Genomic DNA, 23,121 nt, shown 5'->3' on the forward strand with positions numbered 1-23,121 from the left:
GGACCGACGTGCGGGGGAGGGCGGTACCACGTCGGTCCGGGCTTCGGGGTCGAAACTCCTATGTGGACTCCCGTTCGCCCCGTGGCTTGGAATGCCCGGTCACCGCGCGGGAGTTCGCGACGCATCCCGCGTTGCCGATGCGGTGACCGGGCGCGGGCCCGCGCCGGCCCGGTGCGCGGCGCGGGCCCGGGTATCGGTGGATCACCCGTCGTGCAAAGGATTTGACGATGCGGGTACATTCGAGACAGCGAGGACGCTCAGTCGTCGGATGACCGGGCTCGGCCCACATCACTTCCGCACCGCACTCGGCAGGCAGGCCGGGCCCGGGTGCGGAATGTGTTTCGAGAACGCCTGACAAACCCGACGATGGCAACCAGCGGGGCCACGCTTCCGAGCTGTGCATGGGCCTCTGCCTCCAAGTAGCAGTCGATCGATCGCTGTTGTCGAAACCACCGTCGCTGGTAGCGTCACCGTGCCACTAGGGCCCTGTTCAGGTGATCTTGCCAGCGCGATCATCGATGGGACGTGTCACATTGGCCGCTACCGCAGGTACGCCACGCGCCAGGGCTCTTTCCGCGGCACTGCGGGAAGCCCGCATCTCCAGCGGTATCGGGGTCCGCGCGCTGGCCCGCCAACTGGAGCTCTCACACGTGCAAATCTCCAACTGGGAAACCGGATCGCGGGTCCCCGACGTCGAGACGGTGGCGATGATCCTCGCCGCCATCCGGGTCAGCCCGGCGGAGCGGGAGCGGATACTCGACATCGCCCGCAACGTCCGGGAGCCGAACTGGCTGACGGTCGGCATGAACGGCATCCCGCAGCAGCTCGCGGGTGTGGTGGAGTGCGAACGCGCCGCGAAGTCGATCGTGGAGTGGACACCGATGGCCATCCCGGGGTTGCTCCAGACGACCGAGTACACCCGTGCGATCAAGGAAACCGGCGGACTGCCGCAGACCGACATCGAACTCCGCGTGATGCTGAGCGCGAGCCGCCGCGAGGTCGTCACCCGCCAGGACCCGGTCCATTTCCACGCGTTGATTTCGGCAGCGGCTCTGCACGAGCCGATCGGTCGCGACGGCGTGATGCTGGAGCAGTTGAAGCACCTGGTCGCCATGGCGGGCAGGCCGAACATCGCCATCCAGATCGTCCCGCTGCGCATAGGCTGGCACCCCGGTTGGGCAGGCCCGTTCGTGCTGTACGAGTTCCCGGACACCTCACCGGTCGTGCATTTCGAGCATCACAGTTCCGGGGCGTTCATTCCTGCCGAGCACGACGTTGTGGAGTATCAGAAGGCCGTTGAATATCTTTGTGGAGTCGCCATGGATGAGGTCGAATCGGTAGACCACATCGGTGAAGTCATCGATCACATGGAGGGCGCACCATGACCGAACACCGCTGGCTGCGATCCAGTTACTCGAATCTCAACGGCAACTGCGTCGAGTTGTCCGTGCCGCGGGGGCTCGTCCGGGATTCCAAGGACCCCGGCGGCCCCGTGCTGTCCGCCGACGTCCCGGCGCTCGTCCGCGCTGTCAAGGAAGGGCGGTTCGACCGCTGAGGTGGTGGCTATCCCGCTACCTGCTGCCTCTCGGGCGCCTTGCCCAGCACGTGCTCGCGGCCCCACCGCCCGAGGGGCTCCAGCGCGGTGTTGAGCGAGGCGCCGCGAGGGGTGAGCGAGTACTCACGCGCGGCGGCACCTCGTCGTAGGTCTCGCGGTGCACGATGCCGTCCGCCTCCAGCTCCCGCAGGTGCGAGGCGAGCACCTTCTCGGTCACGCCCGGCAGGCCCCGGCGCAGCTCTCCGAAGCGGCACGGTTTGACGCCGAGCTCCCAGAGGATGAGCACCTTCCACTTGCCGCCGATCACGTCCATCGCCGCGTCGATGCCGCACACGTACGCGCCCGGCCGCCTGGTGGTCACCATGCCCGCCCCTCCCACCTGCTCGCTATCCGCGGGGTAAGCACCCACTTCGAAGTGCGTACTTGCCGCCCCCTGGACCTGCGGCAAGCCTAATCGGCATGCACGACAACGCTTCCGCGAGAAAGTCGCTGACCCTTCTCGGCCTCGGCGCAATGGGCACCGCGCTGGCCCGCACCTGGATCGCCACCGGGTACTCCCTGACCGTCTGGAACCGCACCCCGGCCCGCGCGGAGGCGCTGGCCGCCGAGGGCGCGACGGTGGCGGCGACCGCCGCCGAGGCGGTGGCGGCGAACCGCCTGGTCGTGGCCTGCCTGCTCGACGACGCCTCCGTCGGCGACACGCTCGCCGAGGCCGACCTCACCGGCAAGGACCTGGTCAACCTCACCACCGGCACTCCCGGTCAGGCGCGGGAGCGAGCCGCGTGGGCACGGGAGCGAGGTGCCCGGTTCCTGGACGGCGGGATCATGGCGGTTCCGCCCATGATCGGGGTGCCGGAGTCCGGGGGATACGTCTTCTACAGCGGTTCCCGCGCCCTGTTCGACGAGCACCGGGAGGCCCTGGCGGTGCCGACGGGCACCGACTACGTCGGCGAGGACGCCGGGTTCGCCGCGCTGCAGGACGTCGCGCTGCTGAGCGCGATGAACGGCATGTTCGCCGGTATCTCCCACGCCTTCGCCCTGGTGAAGCGGGAGGACGTCGAGCTGGCGGACTTCGCGCCGCTGCTCGTCTCCTGGCTGACGGCGATGGCGCCCGCCGCTCACCAGACCGCGGTCCAGTTGGAAAGCGGCGACTACACGCAGGGTGTGGTGTCGAACCTCGCCATGCAGGCCGCGGGCAATGCCACGCTGCTGCGCACGGCGGAGGAGCAGAGGGTCAGCCCCGAGCTGCTGACACCGTTCATGGCGCTGATGGAACGCCGCGTCGCCGACGGGCACGGCGACGAGGACGGCACCGGAGTGGTCGACCTGCTGCTGAAGTGACGCACGTGAGCGGTGTTGCCGGTGGGTACCGGCAACACCGCTGACGTCGCTCTTGTCCGGTCACTGGGCGGACTCGGCCTCAGCGCCCGTGTTCACCTCCTGCGCGGGAGAGTTCTCCTCCTGCTGCTCCTGCTCGGAGTCCTGGGTGTCGGTGCCCTCGTCGACCGGCTTCTCCTCGGTCGTCTCCTCGGTCACCTCGGTCTCGGGCTTGGCATCGACGGCCGCACCGGACTTGTCCTCCGTCTTCTCGCCCTGCGTCTCGACGACCTTCTGGTCCTTGGTGTCCTTCGGGTCCTTCGGAGTGGCCGGCGGCTCGTAGGGCTTACCGCTGTGGTCCTCGTACGCCTGCTGCGTCCTCTGCTGCTCCTTCTCGGCCTTCTGCCGTTCCTTCTCGGCCTTGAGAACGTCAGCGTCGGCCTTCTTGGCCTCCTCCAGCTCGGCTTCGTAGCGCTTCCGCGCCTTCTCGATCTCCTCCGGCTTCGCGCCCGCCGCGATGAGAGCCTCGAGTTCGCGCTGCGCGGCGTCGGCCTCGGACCAGGCCTGCTTCGATACCTCCATCACCGCATGCAGGTTCTGCTTGGCCTTCTCGTGGGCGATGTAGGCCTTGTCGGCCGCGTCCTTCAGCTCCTTCTCGGTCGGCGTCGTGGGACCACTGCTGCCCCCGCCGCCTCCGGAGCCGTTGCCGCCGCTACCGCCGGAGCCGCCGGGGACCTGTCCGCCGGTCGCGGAGCCGGACTCGCCGTAGGCCCCGCCCTGGTCGCCGGAGCCGGAGTCCTTGCCGGTCTCGTCCTTGGTCAGCGGGTTGCCGTTGAGGCACTTGACCGCCGGCTCGCCCTTGTCGTCGACGAACACCGCCGTGCCTGCCTGCAAGACGGTCGGGCGGGCGTCGAACCGGCCGTCCTTGTAGCCGTGGCTGGTCACCGGGGTGTCGGAGGTGAGCTGCTCCGGGGTCAGCGCGCTGACGAACCCGGGGATCTCCTCGGCGCTCATCCGGAAGACCTCCGCCCACGCCCGCGCCTTGACGGGGTCGGCCTCCATGTCGCCGATCAGGTAGTTCGCGTCGCAGGAGGAGGTGTCGCTGCCGTCGTCGCTGATGGGTGCGACGAACGGGGTGTCACCGGGGGAGGAGCTGGACTCCATGCTGACCTGGCGGACCGGGGTCTGCCCCGGCATGAGCGCCCAGGCCGAGCCGCCTGCGAGTCCGAGAGCGACCACTGCCGCAACGGTCATCGTGAACTTGGGGCGCGAGGTGCGGCCGGTCGGCCTCTCGGCCGGAGTGGCGGTCGATCGTCCCTGGTCGTGCATCGAGTCTCTCCCTCTCGCTGTCCGGTAAGCCCGTTTCGGGCTGTACGAGAAGGTTGGCAGCGGCGCCTGCCCCGAAACGATGGTGCGGACCCGCCGTTCGAGGGGCGCGAAACCCCGGACCGCGCTGGGGCGTTCCCCAGCGCGGCGCGGTGGGCGGACCCGTTTTCGCAGGTCAGGGAGTTGGGATCAGCGGCGTTCGAGCCGGACGATGATCGCCTTCGACACCGGCGTGTTGGACTTCTCGGCTACGGCGTCGAGGGCGACGAGGGGATTGGCTTCGGGGTAGTAGGCGGCGGCGCAGCCGGGGGCGGTGGGGTAGGCGACGATGCGGAAGCGCTCTGCGCGGCGTTCTTCGACGGTGCCGTCCCCGGTGGCCCATTCGGAGACGAGGTCGACGAGGTCGCCGTCGGTGTGGCCCAGCGCGGCGATGTCGTCGGGGTGGACCATCACCACCCGGCGGGCGTCCTCGATGCCGCGGTAGCGGTCCGACAGGCCGTAGATGGTGGTGTTGTACTGGTCGTGGCTGCGCAGGGTCTGCAGCAGCAGCCGCCCCTCGCCCACGGTGATCGGCTCGGGGGTGTTGACGGTGAAATTCGCCTTGCCGGTCGCGGTGGGGAAGCTGCGGGCGTCCCGGGGCGGGTGCGGCAGCACGAACCCGTCGGGCTCGCGCACCCGCCGGTTGTAGTCCGCGCAGCCCGGCACGACGCGGGCGATGTGGTCGCGGATCGTGTCGTAGTCGGTCTCGAACTGCTCCCACCGCACCGGATGCTCGGGCCCGAGCAGGCGGCGGGCCAGGCGGGCGATGATGGCGACCTCGGAGAGCAGGTGTTCGGAAGCCGGGGCCAGCCGGCCGCGGGAGGCGTGCACGACCGACATCGAGTCCTCGACGGTGACGAACTGCGGGCCGCCGGCCTGGGCGTCGCGTTCGGTGCGGCCCAGTGTCGGCAGGATCAGCGCGGTGCGGCCGGGCACCACGTGGGAGCGGTTGAGCTTGGTCGAGATCTGCACCGTCAGCTCACATCCGCGCAGCGCCTTCTCGGTGGCGGCGGTGTCGGGGGTGGCGGAGACGAAGTTGCCGCCCATCCCCACGAACGCCCGCACCCGACCGGAGCGCATGGCCCTGATCGAGTCGACGGTGTCCAGCCCGTGGTGCCGCGGAACCGGGATGGCGAACTCGGCCTCCAGGGCGGCCAGGAACTTCTCCGGCATCTTCTCCCAGATGCCCATCGTCCGGTCGCCCTGGACGTTGGAGTGCCCGCGCACCGGGCACACGCCCGCACCCGGCTTGCCGATCATCCCGCGCATCAGCAGCAGGTTGACCACCTCGCGGATGGTGGCCACCGCCTGGCGCTGCTGGGTCAGCCCCATCGCCCAGCACGCCACCGTCCGCTCGGAGTCGATCACCATCCGCGCGATCCGCTCCACCTGCTCCCGCTCCAAGCCGGTCGCGGCCCGCACCTCGTCCCAGTCGAGGTCGGCGGCCTGGGCCTGGAACTCCCCGAAGCCGTGGGTGCAGGACTCGACGAACTCCCGGTCGACCGCGCCCTCGGCCAGCACCAGCGCGTTGACCGCCCGGAACAGCGCAAGGTCACCACCGATGCGGATCTGGGCGAACTCGTCGGCCAGCGCCGTGCCGCCCCCGAGGACACCGCGGGCGTTCTGCGGGTTCTTGAACCGCATCAGGCCGGTCTCCGGCAGCGGGTTCACCGCGATGATCCTGCCGCCGCGCTGCTTGACCTTCTCCAGCGACGACAGCATCCGCGGGTGGTTGGTGCCCGGGTTCTGCCCGACGACCAGCACCAGGTCGGCCTGCTCGAGATCGGCCAGTGACACCGAGCCCTTGCCGACTCCGATCGTCTCGGTCAACGCGGCGCCGGAGGACTCGTGGCACATGTTCGAGCAGTCCGGCAGGTTGTTCGTGCCGAAGCCGCGGACCATGAGCTGGTAGAGGAACGCGGCCTCGTTGCTGGTGCGGCCCGAGGTGTAGAAGACGGCCTCGTCCGGGCCCGCCAGCCCGCGCAGCTTCTCGGCGACCAACCCGAACGCCTCGTCCCAGCCGATCGGCCGGTAATGGGTGTCGCCCTCTCGCAGGACCATCGGCCGCGTCAGCCGCCCCTGCTGACCGAGCCAGTAGTCGGTGCGCTCGGCCAGCTCGGCCACCGGGTGCGCGGCGAAGAACTCGGGCCCGACGCGGCGGGTGGTGGCCTCCTCGGCCACCGCCTTGGCGCCGTTCTCGCAGAACTCGGCCAGCTTGCGCTTGTCCCCCTCGGCCTCCCGGGGATCGGGCCAGGCGCACCCCGGGCAGTCGAACCCCGCGCGCTGGTTCAGCAGCGGCAGCGTCCTCACCGTCCGGGCCAGGCCCATCTGCTCCCAGCTGCGCTGCAACGACACCAGCACGCCCTTGACCCCGGCCGCGGCCGGCTTCGGGGTGCCGACCTCCAGGGCCGACTCGTCGATGTCCTGCTCAGGGGCTCCACGCGACATGATCCAAAGGGTGCTGCACACGCGCCCGCGGGGCAACGCCTTACAACCGCACGGCGGACACCCGCGTCCACGGCTGTCCTGGGGTCCGGCGGGATCCCAAGCACCGACCCGGGACGGTTGTCAAGGTGAACCTGAGAGCTTCGTACACTCTGCGATGTGACACAGACCCATGCCGCACAGCCCCGTGAACTTCCGTCGACCTGGAACCCGGCCGACGTAGAGGCCGAGCTGTACCAGCGCTGGGTAGCCGCCGGGTACTTCACCGCCGACCCGGCCGGTGACAAGCCGCCGTTCTCGATCGTGATCCCGCCGCCGAACGTCACCGGCAGCCTGCACATCGGACACGCGTTCGAGCACACCCTGATGGACGTCCTCACCCGCCGGCGGCGGATGCAGGGCTACGACGCGCTGTGGCTACCAGGCATGGACCACGCCAGCATCGCCGTGCAGGCCATGGTCGAGAAGCAGCTCCGCGACGAGGGCATCGACCACCGCGAGCTCGGTCGCGAGGGCTTCCTGGCCCGGGTGTGGGAGTGGAAGGAGAAGCACGGCGGGGCGATCCTGTCGCAGATGCGCCGCCTCGGCGACAGCGTCGACTGGACCCGCGAGCGCTTCACCATGGACGACGGCCTTTCCCGCGCCGTCCAGACGATCTTCAAGAAGCTCTACGACGACGGCCTGATCTACCGCGCCGAGCGGCTGGTCAACTGGTCCCCGGAGATGCGCTCGGCGATCTCCGACATCGAGGTCGAGCACAAGGAGGTCGAGGGCGAGCTGGTCTCCATGCGCTACGGCCACGGGGACGCCTCGATCGTGGTGGCCACCACCCGGGTCGAGACCATGCTCGGCGACACCGCCGTCGCGGTCCACCCCGACGACGACCGCTACCGGCACCTGGTCGGCACCAGCATCGAGCTGCCGCTGACCGGGCGGATGATCCCGATCGTGGCCGACACCCACGTCGACCCCGAGTTCGGCAGCGGCGCGGTGAAGGTCACCCCGGCCCACGACCCGAACGACTTCGAGATCGGCCAGCGCCACGACCTGCCGATGCTGACGGTCATGGACGAGCGCGGCCGCATCACCCGCACCGGCACCCGCTTCGACGGCATGGACCGGTTCGAGGCGCGGGTCGCGGTCCGCGAGGCGCTGCGCGAAGAGGGCCGGATCGTCGCCGAGAAGCGGCCGTACGTGCACAGCGTCGGCCACAGCTCGCGGTCCAAGGAGCCGATCGAGCCGCGGCTGTCGCTGCAGTGGTACGTCAAGGTCGGTCCGCTGGCCAAGGCCGCGGGCGACGCGGTGCGCGACGGCCGGGTCGAGGTGCACCCGCCGGAGATGGCCAAGCGCTACTTCGACTGGGTCGACAACCTGCACGACTGGAACATCTCGCGGCAGCTCTGGTGGGGCCACCGCATCCCGGTCTGGTACGGGCCCGGCGGCGAGGTCGTCTGCGTCGGACCGGACGAGGAGCCGCCGAGCGGCGAGGGCTGGCACCAGGACGAGGACGTGCTCGACACCTGGTTCTCCTCGGGCCTGTGGCCGTTCTCGACCATGGGCTGGCCGGACGACACCGCGGACCTGCGCAAGTACTACCCGACCAGCGTGCTGGTCACCGGCTACGACATCCTCTTCTTCTGGGTCGCCCGGATGATGATGATGGGCCTGTACGCCATGGACGGCGAGCCGCCGTTCCGCGTCATCGCGCTGCACGGCATGGTGCGCGACCCGCACGGCAAGAAGATGTCGAAGTCGGCGGGCAACACCGTCGACCCGCTGGAGTGGATGGACAACTACGGCACCGACGCGCTGCGGTTCACGTTGGCGCGCGGCGCCAACCCGGGCGCGGACTCGCCGATCAGCGAGGAGTGGGTCGCGGGCTCGCGCAGCTTCTGCACGAAGTTGTTCAACGCCACCAAGTTCGCGATGATGAACGGTGCGCGGGTGCCGGCTGCGCTGCCCCCGCGCGACGAGCTGACCGACGCCGACCGGTGGATCCTGGACCGCGCCGACCGGGTCGTGTCCGAAGTGGACGAGCTGCTGGAGGACTTCCAGTTCGCCAAGGCCACCGAGGCGCTCTACCACTTCACGTGGGACGAGTTCTGCGACTGGTACCTGGAGCTGTCCAAGGTCCAGCTCGACGAGCAGGGCGACCGGGCCGAACGCACCCGCGACGTGCTCGGCCATGTGCTCGACGTGCTGCTGCGGCTGCTGCACCCGACGATCCCGTACATCACCGAGACGCTGTGGACCACGCTGACCGGCCGCGACTCGGTCGTCGTCGCCGAGTGGCCCGGGGCGGAGGGCCTGCAGGCCGACACCGGTGCGGCCGAGCGGGTCGAGGCCACCCAGAAGCTGATCACCGAGATCCGCCGGTTCCGCTCCGACCAGGGCCTCAAGCCGGGGCAGCGGGTCGCGGCGAAGCTGGGCGGCGTGAGTGAGCTGGGCCTGGACGGCCACGTGCCCGCGGTGCGGGCGCTGGCCAGGGTCACCGAACCCGCCGACGGCTTCACCTCGTCGGCGTCCATCGAGGTCGGCCTGCGCGGCGGCACCGTGACCGTCGAGCTCGACCTGTCCGGGGCGATCGACGTCGCCGCCGAGCGCAAGCGGCTGGCCAAGGACCTCGCGGCGGCCGAGAAGGAGCTCGCGGGTACCGAGAAGAAGCTCGGCAACCCGGCGTTCACCGACAAGGCCCCGGCCGAGGTGGTCGACAAGATCAAGGTGCGCAGGGACACCGCGCTGGCCGACATCGAGCGCATCAACGCCCGGCTGTCGGCGCTGCCCGAGAGCTGACCGCGGGATCGCACACCGCCTGGAGCGGGCCGTTGTTCGCAAACGGCCCGCTTCCGGTGTAGTTCGGCCCTGCGCGCCAGTCACTACTGGCGCATCCCGTTCTTCTGCAAGAATTTCAACTGCGGCTCCCGGCGCCACACCAGGAACTTGCGGCACCAATCGGACGGCTCCGCCACCTACGCTGAAATCCGCCGGTTTCCAACGGGAAACCGTTGGGCGGTAATGGTTTTCTCCATCCGCGCACGCGCCTTCGGTGGCGCGTGGGCGATTTTCGCGGGGGGCTGAGCGATGCTGATCGAAGTGGACGAACGCGGAGTCCGCAGAAGCAGACGATCGAGGATCAGGCCGAGGCTGGTGGGAGTTCTGCTCGCGGTGGTCGCGCTGGCGGCGACGGTGCTGACCGGAGCGTCGGCCGCCGCGACGTCACCGGCGCCGGCGGCGGCACCGGCAGGTGACGGCGGACCTGCCGTCGTGGTGGTCAAGATGGTCGACTACCGGCTGTTGCAGCCGGCCTTCCTGCCACCGGGCACCTACACGTTCAAGGCGTTCAACGCCGGACGGCACCCGCACGCCGTGGAGATCGCCGGGCCGGACGTCTCCAACGCGCGCACGGCCGTCGTCCAGTCCGGGCAGGTCACCGAGGTCACCGTGACGCTGCGCCCGGGCGTCTACGACTTCTGGTGCCCGGTCGGCGACCACCGGCAGAGGGGGATGCAGCTTTTCGTGAAGGTCGGCTGACCGCGGGGTCGGCTGTCCCGTCGTCGGTCACCGCCGGACAGTCGGCGGTGTCCGACGTCCGAGGAGAGGGGGCTCACCGCACCTGCAAACCGAGAGCATGAGCGAGCACGACGGCCTGCCGCACGTCGATGACCGCGCCCGGAACCTCCGCCGACAGCGGGTCGAGCGCGGTCAGGTCGCTGCCGCGCAGGTCGCAGCGCGCGAGGCGCGCCCGGTCGAACTGCGTGCCGGAGAGGTCGGCGTCGGTGAGCGCGGCGTCCCGGCAGTCGGCCGCGGTCAGGTCGGTCTCGCGCATCCGGGCCTTCCGGAAGGAGCTGCGCCGCAGGTCGGCTCCGGCCAGCGAGACGAACGACCAGTCGCCGCCGTGGACCCGCACCGAGTCCAGCGCCGACCGGCGGAACCGGCTGCCGGTGAGCTTGCAGCCGGTGAACTCGGCGTCGAAGAAGTCGCAGCGGTCGAACGCGCACCGCAGGAACGCGGTGTCGGTGTGGCGGGAGACGTTGAACCGCACGCCGGTGAACGAGCACTCCTCGAAGACCGCGTTGCGGGTCGTGGCCTCGCTCGGATCGCAGTCGTGGAACTCGCACCGGAGGTAGGTGCGCCCGACGAGCTCCTCGGCGTAGAGGTCGTGCCCGCGCAGCACCTCGTCCTCGATCCAGTCGGCCACGGGGGCGAGGGTATCCCGGCGGTCTGACGACGCCAGCGGCCAACCGGGACCGGGAGTGCCCCCTCCTGGAGAGGAGCCTCAGTTCTCATCCCGTCGACCTGGCGCCAGCCCGATCAGGCCGGGTCAAGGGGGCGCCCTCGCTCCCGACCGCAGGGTGCCCCGAGAAGCCGCCCCCTTGTCGCGGTCTGATAGCCCTCGTGGAGGTCGGCGGGATGAGAACCAGGCTCCGAACGGACCGCAGCCCGCGAGCAAGCCCCCCATCCCGGAGACCTGCCGGGGGGCCTGGAGGCGGCGAGCGCCCCAGAAACCACCCGCCCACCGCGACCCGCAAGGCCAGGGGGCAGACCCCCGTGACGGTCGTGAGGCCCGGGGCAGGTCGGGCTGAACCCGCCCGCACCATCCCACGTAGACTTTGACCTCGACATTCGTCGTCGGGGCACAGGGAGTGAAGGACTTGTCCGACACCGATCCGGGCGCGTTGCAGGAACTGCGCGTCGTGGAGGCCGAGCTCAACGAGCGCTGGCCGGAGACCAAGATCGAGCCGTCGCTCGACCGGATCCGCGCGCTCACCGACCTGCTCGCCGAGCCGCAGCACAGCTATCCGGTCGTGCACGTGGCGGGCACCAACGGCAAGTCCTCGACCTCGCGGATGATCGACGCGCTGCTCGGCCGGATCGGCCTGCGCGTCGGCCGCTACACCAGCCCGCACCTGCAGCTGGCCACCGAGCGCATCAGCATCGACGGCGGCCCGATCAGCCCCGCCGCCTACGTCGAGGCCTACCGCGACGTCGCGCCGTACGTGTCCATCGTGGATTCGCGCAGCGATGTCCCGATGAGCAAGTTCGAGGTGCTGACCGGAATGGCCTTCGCCGCGTTCGCCGACGCCCCGGTGGAGGCGGCGGTGCTGGAGGTCGGCATGGGCGGTAGCTGGGACGCCACCAACGTCGCCGACGCCCGCATCGCGGTGATCTGTCCGGTCGCCATGGACCACGCCGAGTTCCTCGGCAACGACCTCGGCGGGATCGCCACGGAGAAGGCCGGGATCATCAAGCCCGGCTCGGTGGTGGTGATGGCCGCCCAGCAGGCCGAGGCGCAGAAACCGATCATGGACCGGATCGCCGAGGTCGACGCCACGGTGGCCCGCGAGGGCCACGAGTTCGGCGTGCTGTCGCGCACCGTCGCCGTCGGCGGCCAGATGCTGCGGCTGCAGGGGCTCGGCGGGGTCTACGACGAGATCTTCCTGCCGCTGCACGGCGAGCACCAGGCCCGCAACGCCGCGCTCGCGCTGGCCGCGGTCGAGGCGTTCTTCGGCGCGGGCGCCCAGCACCAGCTCGACGTCGAAGCGGTCCGCGACGCCTTCGCCGGGGTCATCACCCCCGGCCGCCTCGAGCGCGTGCGTGCGGCGCCGTCGGTGCTGGTGGACGCCGCGCACAACCCGCACGGTGCCCGCGCCCTGGCCGAGGCGCTGAGCTCGGAGTTCTCGTTCCGCCGCCTGGTGGCGGTGGTCGGCGTCCTCGGCGACAAGGACGTGCGCGGCGTGCTCGCCGAGCTGGAGCCGGTGGTCGAGGAAGTGGTGCTGACCAGGAACTCCTCGCCGCGTGCGATGGACCCCGACGAGCTGGCGAGCATCGCCAAGGACATCTTCGGACCCGATCGCATCGTCGTGGAGCCCCGGCTCGACGACGCCGTGGAGACCGCCATCCAGATGGCCGAGGAGACCACCGACCCGAGCGAGTCGGTCTCCGGCGGCGGCGTGGTGATCACCGGTTCCGTGGTGACGGCGGGCGAAGCACGAGCGCTGTTCGGTAAGGAGCCGGCGTGACCGACGAACCGAGCACCCCGCGCGGCCGGGACGACAACCCCGCCGACAACCCGGCCGCCGACGACGCCTCGGGCGACCGGGCCGGCGAGACCTCGCTGCCGGAGGACCAGTACGGCCTGCCGGTGCCGCCGGAAGGCGTGCGCGACCCGTGGAAGGGCCTGCGCGGCATCATGGCCGCCACCCTCATCCTGGAGTTCATCGTCTTCGCGCTCGCGCTGCCGGTGGTGTGGCAGTTCGCCGGGGGCGTGTCCAGCGCCGGCTTCGCGTTCGTGGCGGTGCTGTCGGTCCTGCTGCTGGTCGCCGGCTTCGTGCAGCGGCGCAAGTGGGGGTTCGGCTTCGCGCTGGCGTTGCAGGTCGCGCTGGTGGCGTGCTTCTTCGTGCATCCGGCGATCGGGCTGATGGCGCTGGTGTTCGTGGTCGTCTGGGCCTACATCGTCCACCTCCGTCGCGACGTGGCGAAGCGGATGCGCCAAGGTCAGCTCTACGACCAGCTCGGCCACCCACCCGGCTACCCGCCGGAGCGCGCCTGAGCCCGGGAACGCTCCGCGACGGCCTCGACCAGTGCGGTGACCGCCGGATGCCACGGCCGGCCGGGCGGCCCGGTGAGCACCAGCTCGCGCGTCACGCGCTGGCGCAGCGGCACCAGCACGAGCCTCGGGTCGAGCATCGCCGCCGCCAGGCCCGGCACGACCGTGACGCCCATGCCCGCGGCGACCATGGCCAGCAGCGTGCCCATCTCCCGGATGCGGTGCGCGGGGTTCAGCTGCGCCCTGCCCAGCCGGTAGACCTCGCGCAGGTGCCGCTCGCAACCACCGCAGGACAGCAGGAACGGGTCGTCGTCGAGGTCGGTGACGTCGATGACGTCCTGGCCCGCGAGCGGGTGGTCGTGCGGTAGCAGCGCCTGGAAGACGTCGGAGCCGATGCGCACCCCCTCGCCGCCCGGCGGGTCGACCAGCACCGCCACGTCCACCGCGGCTCCGGCCAGCCAGTCCGCCACCTCGTCGTCCTCACCCTCGAGGACGTGGACCGCGAGCTGCGGGTAGTCGTGCCGCCATCCGGTCAGCAGCTCCGGCAGCAAGCCCTGGCAGACGGTCGGCGGCGCGGCCAGCCGCAGCGTCCCGGTGGGCAGGCCGTCGCGCCGGGCGGCCAGCTCGGTGATCGAGTCGGTCGCCGACACGGCGGTGCGGGCGTGGCCGAGGATGCGCTCGCCGAACGCGGTCGGCCGTGGCCTGCCCTGCCGCACCAGCACGCGGCACCCGACCGCTCGCTCCAGCGCGGCCACCGCGTGCGAGACCGCCGACTGGCTGATGCGCAGGGCGTCCGATGCCGCACCGAAACCGCCCTCGTCGATCACGGCGAGGAAGGCGCGCAGTTGCGCGAGGTTCACGTTGTTCATGAGCAACCCTCATTGGTCGCGCGATGAAACTTGTTTGACTCATCATGCCGCGTTCGTCGAACGTGATGGCCGAAAGCCGCCGGAAAAGTTCGGCGGCGACGAGGTTGGTGGTGGACGTGGAAGAACCGGGCGCGCGCTGGGTACCGGGCTTCGTCCTGCTGTCGGCGATCTGGGGATCGAGCTTCGTGCTGATCAAGGTCGCGGTCGACGCGGGCGTCGAGCCGGTGTGGGTGGCGCTGTGGCGGTGCCTGTTCGGTGCGCTCGCGCTGTGGGCGGTGTGGCTCGCCTCGGGTGCGGCCCGTCCGTCGATCCCGCGCGACCCGCGCACGTGGGGGCACGCCGCCGTGGTCGCCGCCCTGCACAACGCGGCGCCGTTCACCCTGTTCGCCTACGGCGAGACCCACATCAGCTCGGTGCTGGCCGGGGTCTGGAACGCCACGACCCCGCTGGCGACGCTGCTGTTCGTGCTGTTCCTGCTGCCGTCGGAGCACCCGACGCCGCGGAGGCTGGCAGGTCTGCTCGCCGGCTTCGCCGGGGTGCTGGTCGTGCTCGGCGTGTGGCGCGGCGTCGAGGGCGGGGTGCTGGCCGGCAGCCTCGCCTGCCTGGCCGCGACGACCTGCTACGGCGCCGGCTTCACCTACACCAGGCGGTTCTTCTCCGGGCGCTCGGATTCGGCGAGCGCCCTGATCATCCTCCAGCTCACCTTCGCCACGCTGGAGTTGCTGCTGGTCGCCCCGCTGCTCGGCGGCGGCGCACCCGGCTGGCCCGGCCTGCTGCCCGCGGCGTGCCTGGTGCTGCTGGGAGCGGTCGGCACCGGGATGGCCTTCCTGCTCAACATGCGGGTGATCAGGGCCGCGGGCTCGACGATCGCCTCGACCGTCACCTACGTGACGCCGCTGTGGTCGACGGTCCTCGGCGCGCTGCTGCTCTCCGAGCCGCTCGGCTGGAACACGGTGGCAGGCGGCGCGCTGGTCATCGCCGGGGTGCTGTTCGCGCGGTCGGGCACCCGGCGCGGCGAGGTCGCGGCCGTCCGGTGACTATCCGATGTCGACGACCGCGCGGCCGACGGTCTCGCCGCGCCGGAGCGCGTCGTAGGCGTCCTGCACCTGGTCGAACGAGTAGCGGCGGCTGATGGCGTCCTGCGGGCGGAGCAGCCCGCGGGCCACCAGGTCCAGCAGCACCGGCATGTCCCGGCGCGGCTTGGCGCCGTAGGAGCCCTTGATCTGCAGCTTGCGCCGGGCGATCGTGGCCAGGTCGAACTCGCCGGAAGTACCCCTCGGCGCGATGCCGACGACCACGATCTGCCCGCCCTCGACCACCGAGTCCCGCGCCGCCTCGAACGTCGGCACGCTGCCGAGCGCCTCGAAGGCGACGTCGACGCCACGCCCGCCGGTGATCTCGCGGATCGCCGCGGGCGCGTCGACCTCGGCGGAGTTCACGGTGTGGGTGGCGCCCAGGGCGCGGGCGTTGGCGAGCTTGTCCTCGCTGATGTCCACGGCGACGACCACCGACGCGCCGAACGACCCCGCGAGCTGGATCAACGCAGAGCCGACGCCCCCGGCGGCGACCACGGCGACGGTGTCGCCGACACGCACGTCGGCGGCGTGGCGCAGCGCGCCGTAGGCGGTCATCGTCGAGCAGCCGACGGAGGCGACGTCGGCGAGCTCCACGCCGTCGGGCACCCGGTACGCCGCGGTCGCCGGCGTCACCGAGCGCTCGGCGAGCCCGCCCATCGAGTACATCCACACCGGCTCGCCACCGGGCCGGAACAGCCGGGTCTCACCGTCGTAGAGCTGGCCCTTCCCCCGGTTGTAGGCGAAGAACTTCTCGCAGATCTCCTCGTTGCCGCGCGCGCACTGCCCGCACTGGCCGCACGGCATGATGAAGCTGGTGACGACCCGGTCGCCGACGGAGAAGCCGGTGACCTCCGGGCCGATCTCCGACACCACACCGGCGACCTCGTGCCCGAGCACCGCGGGCACCGGGAACGGCAGCTCGCCCTTGAGGACGTGCAGGTCCGTGTGGCAGGCGCCGCAGGAGGTCACGTCGATGGCGATCTCACCGGCCCGAGGGTGCGGATCGGCCAGCTCCTCGATCCGCATCGGCTCGTTCGCTGCGGTGTGCACGGCTGCGCGCATCCGGAACTCCCTTTCAGCCTGGGTCCACCGGCTCCTGCCGGGCGGCGGAGAGATGCCCTGTGGCCGGGATTATTGAACTGTTCGAGGGATCTTTCAACCACGTCGGGACGGCATCTGCGGGGCCTGTTCCGGCCCCGCTACCGCGGCACGGAGCGCGGTTGCTTCCGGGCCGGGTTTCCCTGCCCCGGCCGGGAAGTCCACAGAGGAAGGCCGGGTTGATCACCACATGGTGTGATCAGCGGTGTTTCTTGCTTGCCCTTGGTCCAAAGCGCACCGGTAGGTTCCACATGCCGCGCGGGAACTCCCGGAAATCCAGTGGAGATCCGGCTTCCGCGGCTAGCGCCCAGAACTACGAAGGGAACGGTTCATGCGTAATGCGACGCGGCTGACCGCGGCTGCTGCTCTGATGTTGCCGCTGCTGTTCGGGGCGGGCGATGCCGCGCTGGCCGCCGGTGGGAAGAAGGTCCCGAAGGCCTCCGGCCTGATCCAGGACCAGAACCAGGCCACGGCCAACAGCACCGTGCAGAACAACATCAATGTCTCCCCGGTGAACCAGGTCAGCATAGGCTCCAAGGGCGAGCAGTCGGCCATGACGTGGACGAACCAGAACAACATCAACGAGTCCGAGCAGTCCGACTACCAGGAGCAGGACGAGGACTGAGCCTTCTTCGCGAGGACGGCACCACCGGCCCGGCAGCCCCGCCTGCCGGGCCGGTTCGCGTCCTTCTGTTGCACCAACGGGTGACCCGTCGTGGTTCCTGGCGTGTTGCCGTGCCAACGCGGAGCCGCGGTGGAAGGTTTGCGCAGTCGATCTCGGCGCTCGGGCCCGGAATCCCCGGCCCCGGCAGCCGGCGACGCAGTCAGGAACATTCAAGATCGGAGTCTGAGGTGCGTAGTTCTGCACGCGCGCTCTTCGCAGGCGCAGTCACGGCCGGGTTGCTCGTCGCGGGTTCGTCCACCGCGTTCGCCGCCAAGGACGACAAGAAGAAGTCCGACGACGACACGACCCAGACCGCGGCCGCCGAGGGCGGCGACGGCGGGTACGCCGGAGACGGCGGCATCGCCATCAACTTCTGCCCGGCGATCGGTGTGCTCGCCAAGGCCGAGGCCAACTGCTCCGGCGGCAACGGCGGCAACGCAAACGGCGGTGACGCGGAAGCGTACGCGGAGGACGACAGCAGGGAGACCCACTCGTCCGACGACGACTGAGGCCGACCTGCGTCCGCCGGGCTGCTCGGCGGATCAACCCAAGCATGCCGGTCCAGTCGGACCGGCATGCTCCATATGCGGGGTCTGCGCCTCGCGAACGACTTTTGGATTGGAGTACCAGTGAAGACCTCTGTCCGCATCCTCGGCGCCACCGCGGTCGCCGCGGGCCTGCTGGCGATCGGCAACTCCGCCCAGGCGGCGAGCTCCGAGACCCCGGATGACGCCGGACCCTTCACGTCGGGGCCGATCAAGTTCGACAACTGCCGGCCGGGTAACCCGGCGCTGGGCGCGATCTCGCTCGAGTGCACGATCTCCGGAGGCCAGAACGGGGCCAGCTCCGACGGGGAGTCGGAAATCTCGAACTACGACGGGAACGACGAGGAGGAGTGAGATCCGGACTGTGCCGGTCCCGAGACGGGATCGGCACAGCCGCCGGCGGACTCGCCGGCGTCCACAGTAGGACGCAGAGGCCAAGAGTCTTGTGCGGCAACGTGATCCTCGGACTGCCCGCGGCAGAGCCGCGCTCCGAGATCGCCCGATGTAGGTATGTTCCCGGCTTCGCCGAGAGCCGGTGAGAAGACGGGTCTACCGTCGAAGTGCGGGAAGGTCGCGCGATCCACCTGACGCGGTCTTCCCGCCACCACTCGCCCCGAAGAACGCGTCGTGCCGGCCTCCCGGACGGGAGGCCGGCACGTTTTTCCGCGCGTGGAGGTGGCATTCCCCCTGGGGACTGCTCAGTCCTTGCTCTTGCGGTACTCCCTGTCCCTGCTGTCGTCCTCCGTGGACGCTTCCGCGTCGCCGCCGTTGGCGCTGCCGCCGTTGGCGGCGTTGCACTTGGCGTTCGCCGGTGCGAGCAGCGCGATGGACGGGCAGACGTTGAGTCCCAGTCCGCCGTCGCCGGCCTTGCCGCCCTCGCCGCCCTCGGCGGCCGCGGTCTGGGTCGTGTCGTCGTCGGAAGTCTTGTCGTCCTTGGCCGCCAGTGCGGTCGACGAACCGGCTGCGAACAGCCCGGTCGCGACGACGCCGGCGAAGAGAACGCGAACCGAAGTGCGCACTCCATGCTCCGATCTTGGCTGGTTTCAGATGAGTGACCGGTGCCGCGTCGCCCGGGAAGCGGGTCGGCCGTGCCGATCACTGCGTGGACCTTTTCATCGGAGGCGCCGTCTTGGCACTGACCGACATGCGGAAGAGATCACGGGACCACCCGAAGGTGGGACCTCCGCATCGCCGGCGAGCGTGGAGACGCGTCGCGGTCAAGGGCGAAGTGCACCGCGGGCCGCGCAGAAGAAGGGTGTGTGCCGACCGGTCCCGCATTGGTCGGCACACACCCGAGGAGGGAGCGAGCTGGCGTCAGAGCCTGACGTCAGCCTTGGTGTCAGTTGTCGCTGTCGTCCTCGTTCTCGGCTTCGGCGTTGCCGCCGGTGCCGTTGCCACCGTTGCCGGCGCTGCACGAACCGGTGCCCTCGCCGAGGACGCCGACGCCGATGCCGCACAGCACGTTGACACCGATGCCGCCGTTGCCGCCTTCACCCTTGCCGCCGGTGGCGGTAGCGGTCTGCTTGGTGTCGTCATCGGAGCCGCCGGCGAAGGCGGGGGCGCCCATGCCGAGCATGGCGACGGCCGCGGTGGTAACGGCGAGCAGACGAATGGACTTACGCATTCCTTCATCTCCTATCATCGTGGTATTCAGCGCCAAGCGGCGTGACTCCCGACCCATGAGAGTTGGGAGGGCTTCCGGCTGGCAATTCAACAGTCGCATTGTTCGCGGCGGTTTGCGATGTCCTGCACCACCAAAGAGAATCAACGGTCACACTGCCGGGGTCGTGATTACGGGCTGTTGTCGCGGGTTGTGCGAAACAAATTTCTCCGGTCAACTGATCAGATGGCCGTCGGTGAAGTCCGGAAAACGATTGATCACGGTTTGTGGGACCTGTGCCGTGAGGCAACTGGGGTAAAGATCAAGAAAATGCTTGCGGTCGTTCAACGATTTGGGCTCATTGGTGTCATAAAGGTGCACTTGTCTCCGGGGTCCGCGAATTTGATCATGTGGTGGCAGCGGTATTGAAATAAGAAAAAGGGGCCCACCGAGAAGTTCGGTGGGCCCCTTCCGGTGGAAGTCGGGCGTTTGGAGAGCCGGGGTCCGCTCAGAAGTCGAATACGGCTCCCGTCTGCTGCTTCAGCACGCACCGGTTCGCGACGGACGTCTCGTGGGCGATCTGCGTACCGCGCCAGGTTCCCTTGGCGGACGCGCGGATGTTCCGGTTGTCCTTGGTGCAACCGGACCGTTCGCGCTCGGGGCGGACCGCGTGGAGGTCCTCGAAGTTCCCGTCGACCGCCAGCAGGTCGGCGCAGGCCGCGGCGGCCTTCGGGTGGTCGCCCCCGGCCGGCTCGCAGTCGAGGGTCACGCTGCGCGGCTTCTGGTGTTCGGTCACGGTCAGCGTGATGGTGCTCCGCGCGTCGCTGGCGTCGGCTGCTGCCGATGCGATCCCGGGGGCCAGTGCCGCTGCCGCGAGCGCGATGCACGCGACTGCGCGGCTGAGGGGCCTTTGAGCGGTCATTGCCTGTCTTCCTTCCGTCCCACGCGGAAATAGATCCTCTGCTACCAGTACCGCAGTCGGATCGATCTCTCCGGGTGAGCGGAAAACGATCACCTGCCGGGGTACCTCGGAACGGTAGTAACTACTGTCCGCTACGCGACGGTCTGGAATTGTCCGAATCCGTGTGGGGGGTGCACTCGGAAGCGATCAACCCGGTCAGGGGCTTTGTCGGGGGTTTTAGCGACGCTCCGTCGACATGAGTCGCCCGGTAGGCGGATGATCTCCGGGAGTCACCGGGTCCAATCCGGGAATTGTTGATCTCTCCAGGCGGGGATCCGGCGGGATTCCTTGATCGCGGGGTTCGCAACCCGGCCTCGATTCGCGAACTTCGGCACGGACCGTGATCGCATCTCCTCCCGAGGGGATTTCGGCTTGCTCGTTCGTGCGACCGAAGAGCAGTTGGAGGCGCCCGGTTCGCTGCGCTCCGCGATGTCGTGACTCGTCCGATGGTCATCAGGATCGGAGAAATTATGTGATCCACTGGATTTTCATCATCACATGAGGTGATCGACAATGGTTCGGGTTGCGGGGCGCCAGGCCTGCGGCGATATCTTCTAGTTGATCCGCAAATCGCGGGTCTTTAAATGGAATCCCGAAGGGAAAACCGAGGTGTTGGCCCGCCGTGGGCAGCCTTCGCCACGGGATTCCTTGCGGGCGTCCTCTGCAATATTCAGAGATGTGAAGGGGATACTAGTTATGCGGACTGCCACGCGCCTCGTCGCTGCCACTGCTCTGGCACTGCCGGTGCTGTTCGGAGCTTCCGGCATGGCGCTCGCCGACGGCGACCACGGTCACAAGCACGGCAAGAAGGGCGACGACACGGTCCAGGTGCAGGACCAGGACCAGGACAACAAGACCGACCAGAAGAACGAGACCGGCCAGGACATCAACCAGGCCCAGTGGGTCGTGGGTGGCAAGGGTGGCGACCAGAACGCCCAGAACTGGTCCGCGTCGGAGAACAAGAACGGCACCGAGCAGGACCAGGACGCGTCGCAGGAAGACGAGGACTGATCCGGTAGTTCCGCACCTCCGGCACTCGCAGTGGAGCCATGACGCCCGGCCCGGCGCGACGACGCGCCGGGCCGGCGTTGTGCCGTGCGCGGGAAATGGACGCGAAGCCTCCATCCGTCTGCGCCGGGGAATGGTGGATTCGTTGGAGCGGAGCGCTCGAAGTGGACGTACGCCGCCCGCGAGCGCACGCCCGCTCCCGAACGGGAGGCCCCCGCAGACCTGCGCGGCACATCCGCCCCGGGAATTCAGCTGTTCGTCAACTTCCGGTGGCGGACCGGCCGCCGCACCCGATTAGAACGACCGCATGCACCCCGAATACGCCTCCCGCCACCTCAACCGGCGCGCGCTGCTGCGCGCCTCCGCGACGGGCGCCGGAGCCCTCGCCGCCGGCCTGCTCCTGCCGGGCGCGGCGGGTGCCGCGCCCGCTTTCGTCCGCCCCGACCGGCCGCTGCTGACCCACGGCGTGCAGCTCGGCGACCCGCGCCCGGACGGCGCCGTGGTCTGGACCCGCGCCGACCGCCCGTCGCGGATGTTCGTCGAGATCAGCCAGGACCCCGGGTTCGCCGACGCGCGGCGCGTCCCGGGCCCGCTGCTCACCCCGGAGACCGACGGCACCGGCGAGGTCCTGCTGCGGGGCCTCCCGTCCGGCCGGGAGTTCCACTACCGCGTCATCGCCGAGGACCTCGACGGGCGGATGGGCAGCGAGCCGCTGACCGGCAGCTTCCGCACCGCGTCCCGGCAGCCGCGCGACGTGCGGTTCCTGTGGTCCGGTGACGTGGTCGGCCAGGGCTGGGGCATCAACCCCGACATCGGCGGCATGACGATCTACTCCGCGATGGCCGCCCGCGACCCCGACTTCTTCCTGCACAGCGGCGACACCGTCTACGCCGACGGGCCTCTCAGGGAGTCGGTGACGCTGCCCGACGGCCGGGTGTGGCGCAACATCGTGACACCGGAGAAGTCGAAGGTCGCCGAGACGCTGGCCGAGTACCGCGGGCAGTTCGCCTACAACCTGCTGGACGAGAACGTGCGGCGCTTCGCCGCCCGCGTCCCGCAACTGGTGCAGTGGGACGACCACGAGGTCACCAACAACTGGTACCCCGGCGAGATCCTCGACAAGCCCGAGTACACCGAGAAGCGGGTCGACGTGCTCGCCCAGCGCGCGTTCCAGGCCTTCCACGAGTGGCAGCCGGTGCGGCGGCAGGACGCCGTCGACGGCCGCGTCTACCGCAAGGTCGGGCACGGGCCGCTGCTCGACGTCTTCGTGCTGGACATGCGCAGCTACCGCGACCCCAACTCGGCGGGCACGCGGGCGGAGCGGATCCTCGGCGAGCAGCAGGCCAGGTGGCTGGTCGACGAGCTGTCCCGCTCGCGGGCGACCTGGAAGGTCATCGCCTCGGACATGCCGATCGGAATCATCGTGCCCGACGGCGACAAGATCGAGGCCGTGGCCAACGGCCTGCCGGGGGCGCCCAACGGCCGGGAGGCCGAGCTGGCCTGGGTGCTCGCCGAGACCGCCCGCCGCCAGGTGCGCAACGTCGTCTGGCTGACCGCCGACGTGCACTACTCGGCGGCCATCCGCTACTCGCCGGAGCGCGCGGCCTTCGACGGCTTCGACCCGTTCTGGGAGTTCGTCTCCGGACCGCTGCACGCCGGTGCCTTCGGGCCGAGCGAGCTGGACCCCACATTCGGTCCCGAGCAGGTCTTCGTCAGCGCGCCGACCCGCCAGGGCGCGTCGCCGCTGGAGGGCTTCCAGCACTTCGGCGAGGTCAACATCGACTCCCGGTCCCGGCGGCTGACCGTCGATCTGCGCGACACCGCGGGCAAGTCCCTGTGGTCGACCACCCTCGACCCGCGGCGCTGACCGCGGGAGCTTGGGAAGGCCGCTCGCGGTCCGGCACCGGTGGCCGGGCCGCGAGCGGGCGCCGGGTGCCTGACCTCGGACGCACCGGTGGACCACCGCAGTCACCCCGGTCTCCCCGGGCACGGCCGGGGGCGCCGGAATCGATACCCTGGCGGCGAATCGGGCAGAGGTGGCCGAACGCACACCGCCGCCCCGGCACAGAAG

The 23,121-nt window shown here is 70.0% G+C and carries 21 protein-coding genes and 1 pseudogene; 13 read left to right on the forward strand and 9 right to left on the reverse strand.

Annotation, left to right across the window (positions count from 1 at the left end; all coding sequences use genetic code 11):
- Window positions 1–533 precede the first annotated feature (533 nt).
- Together SACE_RS06750 and SACE_RS36175 are read left to right on the forward strand one after the other, a co-directional pair.
- On the forward strand, window positions 534–1,385 hold the full coding sequence (locus SACE_RS06750) for a helix-turn-helix domain-containing protein (RefSeq protein ID WP_011873346.1): 852 nt from the start codon (window positions 534–536) through the stop codon (window positions 1,383–1,385).
- Complete coding sequence (locus SACE_RS36175) at window positions 1,382–1,555, forward strand: DUF397 domain-containing protein (protein WP_009949446.1); 174 nt, start codon at window positions 1,382–1,384, stop codon at window positions 1,553–1,555. Before SACE_RS06750 ends, SACE_RS36175 begins: the two co-directional genes overlap by 4 nt.
- A gap of 8 nt (window positions 1,556–1,563) precedes the next feature.
- On the opposite strand, the pseudogene SACE_RS06755 reads toward SACE_RS36175, so the two are convergent.
- A pseudogene (locus SACE_RS06755) lies at window positions 1,564–1,919 on the reverse strand (winged helix-turn-helix transcriptional regulator).
- Window positions 1,920–2,014: 95 nt separating this feature from the next.
- Between SACE_RS06755 and SACE_RS06760 the strand changes: the two are divergent.
- A complete protein-coding gene (locus tag SACE_RS06760) occupies window positions 2,015–2,896 on the forward strand; it encodes an NAD(P)-dependent oxidoreductase (RefSeq protein WP_009949443.1) in 882 nt (293 codons plus the stop codon).
- Window positions 2,897–2,956: 60 nt separating this feature from the next.
- Here SACE_RS06760 and SACE_RS06765 read toward each other — a convergent pair whose 3' ends face one another.
- Window positions 2,957–4,126, reverse strand: coding sequence for a DUF6777 domain-containing protein (locus tag SACE_RS06765; protein WP_231849937.1), 1,170 nt, complete (start codon window positions 4,124–4,126; stop codon window positions 2,957–2,959).
- 261 nt (window positions 4,127–4,387) lie between these two features.
- On the reverse strand, window positions 4,388–6,685 hold the full coding sequence (locus tag SACE_RS06770; protein ID WP_009949440.1) for an FdhF/YdeP family oxidoreductase: 2,298 nt from the start codon (window positions 6,683–6,685) through the stop codon (window positions 4,388–4,390).
- Between the two features lie 156 nt (window positions 6,686–6,841).
- Here SACE_RS06770 and SACE_RS06775 point away from each other — a divergent pair, with 156 nt between their 5' ends.
- Both SACE_RS06775 and SACE_RS06780 read left to right on the forward strand, forming a co-directional pair.
- Window positions 6,842–9,475 (forward strand): valine--tRNA ligase, encoded by a 2,634-nt coding sequence (locus SACE_RS06775; protein ID WP_009949439.1) that lies wholly within the window; start codon window positions 6,842–6,844, stop codon window positions 9,473–9,475.
- Window positions 9,476–9,829: 354 nt separating this feature from the next.
- The gene (locus tag SACE_RS06780; protein ID WP_009949438.1) at window positions 9,830–10,213 is read left to right on the forward strand and encodes a hypothetical protein; all 384 of its coding nucleotides are present in this window, start codon (window positions 9,830–9,832) and stop codon (window positions 10,211–10,213) included.
- A 73-nt stretch (window positions 10,214–10,286) separates the two neighbouring features.
- Here SACE_RS06780 and SACE_RS06785 read toward each other — a convergent pair whose 3' ends face one another.
- A complete protein-coding gene (locus SACE_RS06785) occupies window positions 10,287–10,880 on the reverse strand; it encodes a pentapeptide repeat-containing protein (protein ID WP_009949436.1) in 594 nt (197 codons plus the stop codon).
- 454 nt (window positions 10,881–11,334) lie between these two features.
- On the opposite strand from SACE_RS06785, the gene folC reads away from it, so the two are divergent.
- Window positions 11,335–12,702 carry a bifunctional tetrahydrofolate synthase/dihydrofolate synthase gene (folC, locus tag SACE_RS06790; RefSeq protein WP_011873349.1) on the forward strand — a complete coding sequence of 456 codons (1,368 nt, stop codon included), beginning with the start codon at window positions 11,335–11,337 and terminating at the stop codon, window positions 12,700–12,702.
- Window positions 12,699–13,232, forward strand: a complete 534-nt coding sequence (locus tag SACE_RS06795; protein ID WP_009949433.1) for a DUF4233 domain-containing protein — start codon at window positions 12,699–12,701, stop codon at window positions 13,230–13,232. Before folC ends, SACE_RS06795 begins: the two co-directional genes overlap by 4 nt.
- Here the strand turns inward: SACE_RS06795 and SACE_RS06800 are convergent.
- Window positions 13,211–14,098, reverse strand: a complete 888-nt coding sequence (locus SACE_RS06800) for a LysR family transcriptional regulator (protein WP_009949432.1) — start codon at window positions 14,096–14,098, stop codon at window positions 13,211–13,213. The genes SACE_RS06795 and SACE_RS06800 overlap by 22 nt on opposite strands.
- Before the next feature lie 110 nt (window positions 14,099–14,208).
- Here SACE_RS06800 and SACE_RS06805 point away from each other — a divergent pair, with 110 nt between their 5' ends.
- Complete coding sequence (locus tag SACE_RS06805; protein ID WP_011873350.1) at window positions 14,209–15,135, forward strand: DMT family transporter; 927 nt, start codon at window positions 14,209–14,211, stop codon at window positions 15,133–15,135.
- Here the strand turns inward: SACE_RS06805 and SACE_RS06810 are convergent, their stop codons facing one another.
- Window positions 15,136–16,236, reverse strand: coding sequence for a zinc-binding dehydrogenase (locus tag SACE_RS06810; RefSeq protein ID WP_009949429.1), 1,101 nt, complete (start codon window positions 16,234–16,236; stop codon window positions 15,136–15,138).
- Between the two features lie 367 nt (window positions 16,237–16,603).
- Here SACE_RS06810 and SACE_RS06815 point away from each other — a divergent pair, with 367 nt between their 5' ends.
- The 3 genes from SACE_RS06815 (at window position 16,604) to SACE_RS06825 (ending at window position 17,835) form a co-directional block, all read left to right on the forward strand.
- Window positions 16,604–16,897 (forward strand): hypothetical protein, encoded by a 294-nt coding sequence (locus SACE_RS06815; protein WP_011873351.1) that lies wholly within the window; start codon window positions 16,604–16,606, stop codon window positions 16,895–16,897.
- 227 nt (window positions 16,898–17,124) lie between these two features.
- Window positions 17,125–17,445: a hypothetical protein gene (locus SACE_RS06820; RefSeq protein ID WP_021341301.1), complete on the forward strand. Its 321-nt coding sequence runs from the start codon at window positions 17,125–17,127 to the stop codon at window positions 17,443–17,445.
- Window positions 17,446–17,565: 120 nt separating this feature from the next.
- Window positions 17,566–17,835: a hypothetical protein gene (locus SACE_RS06825; protein WP_009949426.1), complete on the forward strand. Its 270-nt coding sequence runs from the start codon at window positions 17,566–17,568 to the stop codon at window positions 17,833–17,835.
- A gap of 344 nt (window positions 17,836–18,179) precedes the next feature.
- Here SACE_RS06825 and SACE_RS06830 read toward each other — a convergent pair whose 3' ends face one another.
- From SACE_RS06830 to SACE_RS06840, 3 genes are all read right to left on the reverse strand, one after another.
- Window positions 18,180–18,500 carry a hypothetical protein gene (locus tag SACE_RS06830; protein ID WP_009949424.1) on the reverse strand — a complete coding sequence of 107 codons (321 nt, stop codon included), beginning with the start codon at window positions 18,498–18,500 and terminating at the stop codon, window positions 18,180–18,182.
- Window positions 18,501–18,820: 320 nt separating this feature from the next.
- Window positions 18,821–19,105 (reverse strand): hypothetical protein, encoded by a 285-nt coding sequence (locus SACE_RS06835; RefSeq protein ID WP_009949423.1) that lies wholly within the window; start codon window positions 19,103–19,105, stop codon window positions 18,821–18,823.
- Window positions 19,106–19,589: 484 nt separating this feature from the next.
- The gene (locus SACE_RS06840) at window positions 19,590–20,096 is read right to left on the reverse strand and encodes an SSI family serine proteinase inhibitor (RefSeq protein WP_231849938.1); all 507 of its coding nucleotides are present in this window, start codon (window positions 20,094–20,096) and stop codon (window positions 19,590–19,592) included.
- 642 nt (window positions 20,097–20,738) lie between these two features.
- On the opposite strand from SACE_RS06840, the gene SACE_RS06845 reads away from it, so the two are divergent.
- Together SACE_RS06845 and SACE_RS06850 are read left to right on the forward strand one after the other, a co-directional pair.
- Window positions 20,739–21,053, forward strand: coding sequence for a hypothetical protein (locus tag SACE_RS06845; RefSeq protein ID WP_009949421.1), 315 nt, complete (start codon window positions 20,739–20,741; stop codon window positions 21,051–21,053).
- 304 nt (window positions 21,054–21,357) lie between these two features.
- Window positions 21,358–22,917, forward strand: a complete 1,560-nt coding sequence (locus SACE_RS06850; protein WP_009949420.1) for an alkaline phosphatase D family protein — start codon at window positions 21,358–21,360, stop codon at window positions 22,915–22,917.
- Window positions 22,918–23,121 lie beyond the last annotated feature (204 nt).

The sequence above is a fragment of the Saccharopolyspora erythraea NRRL 2338 genome, assembly GCF_000062885.1.
Taxonomy (GTDB): domain Bacteria; phylum Actinomycetota; class Actinomycetes; order Mycobacteriales; family Pseudonocardiaceae; genus Saccharopolyspora_D; species Saccharopolyspora_D erythraea.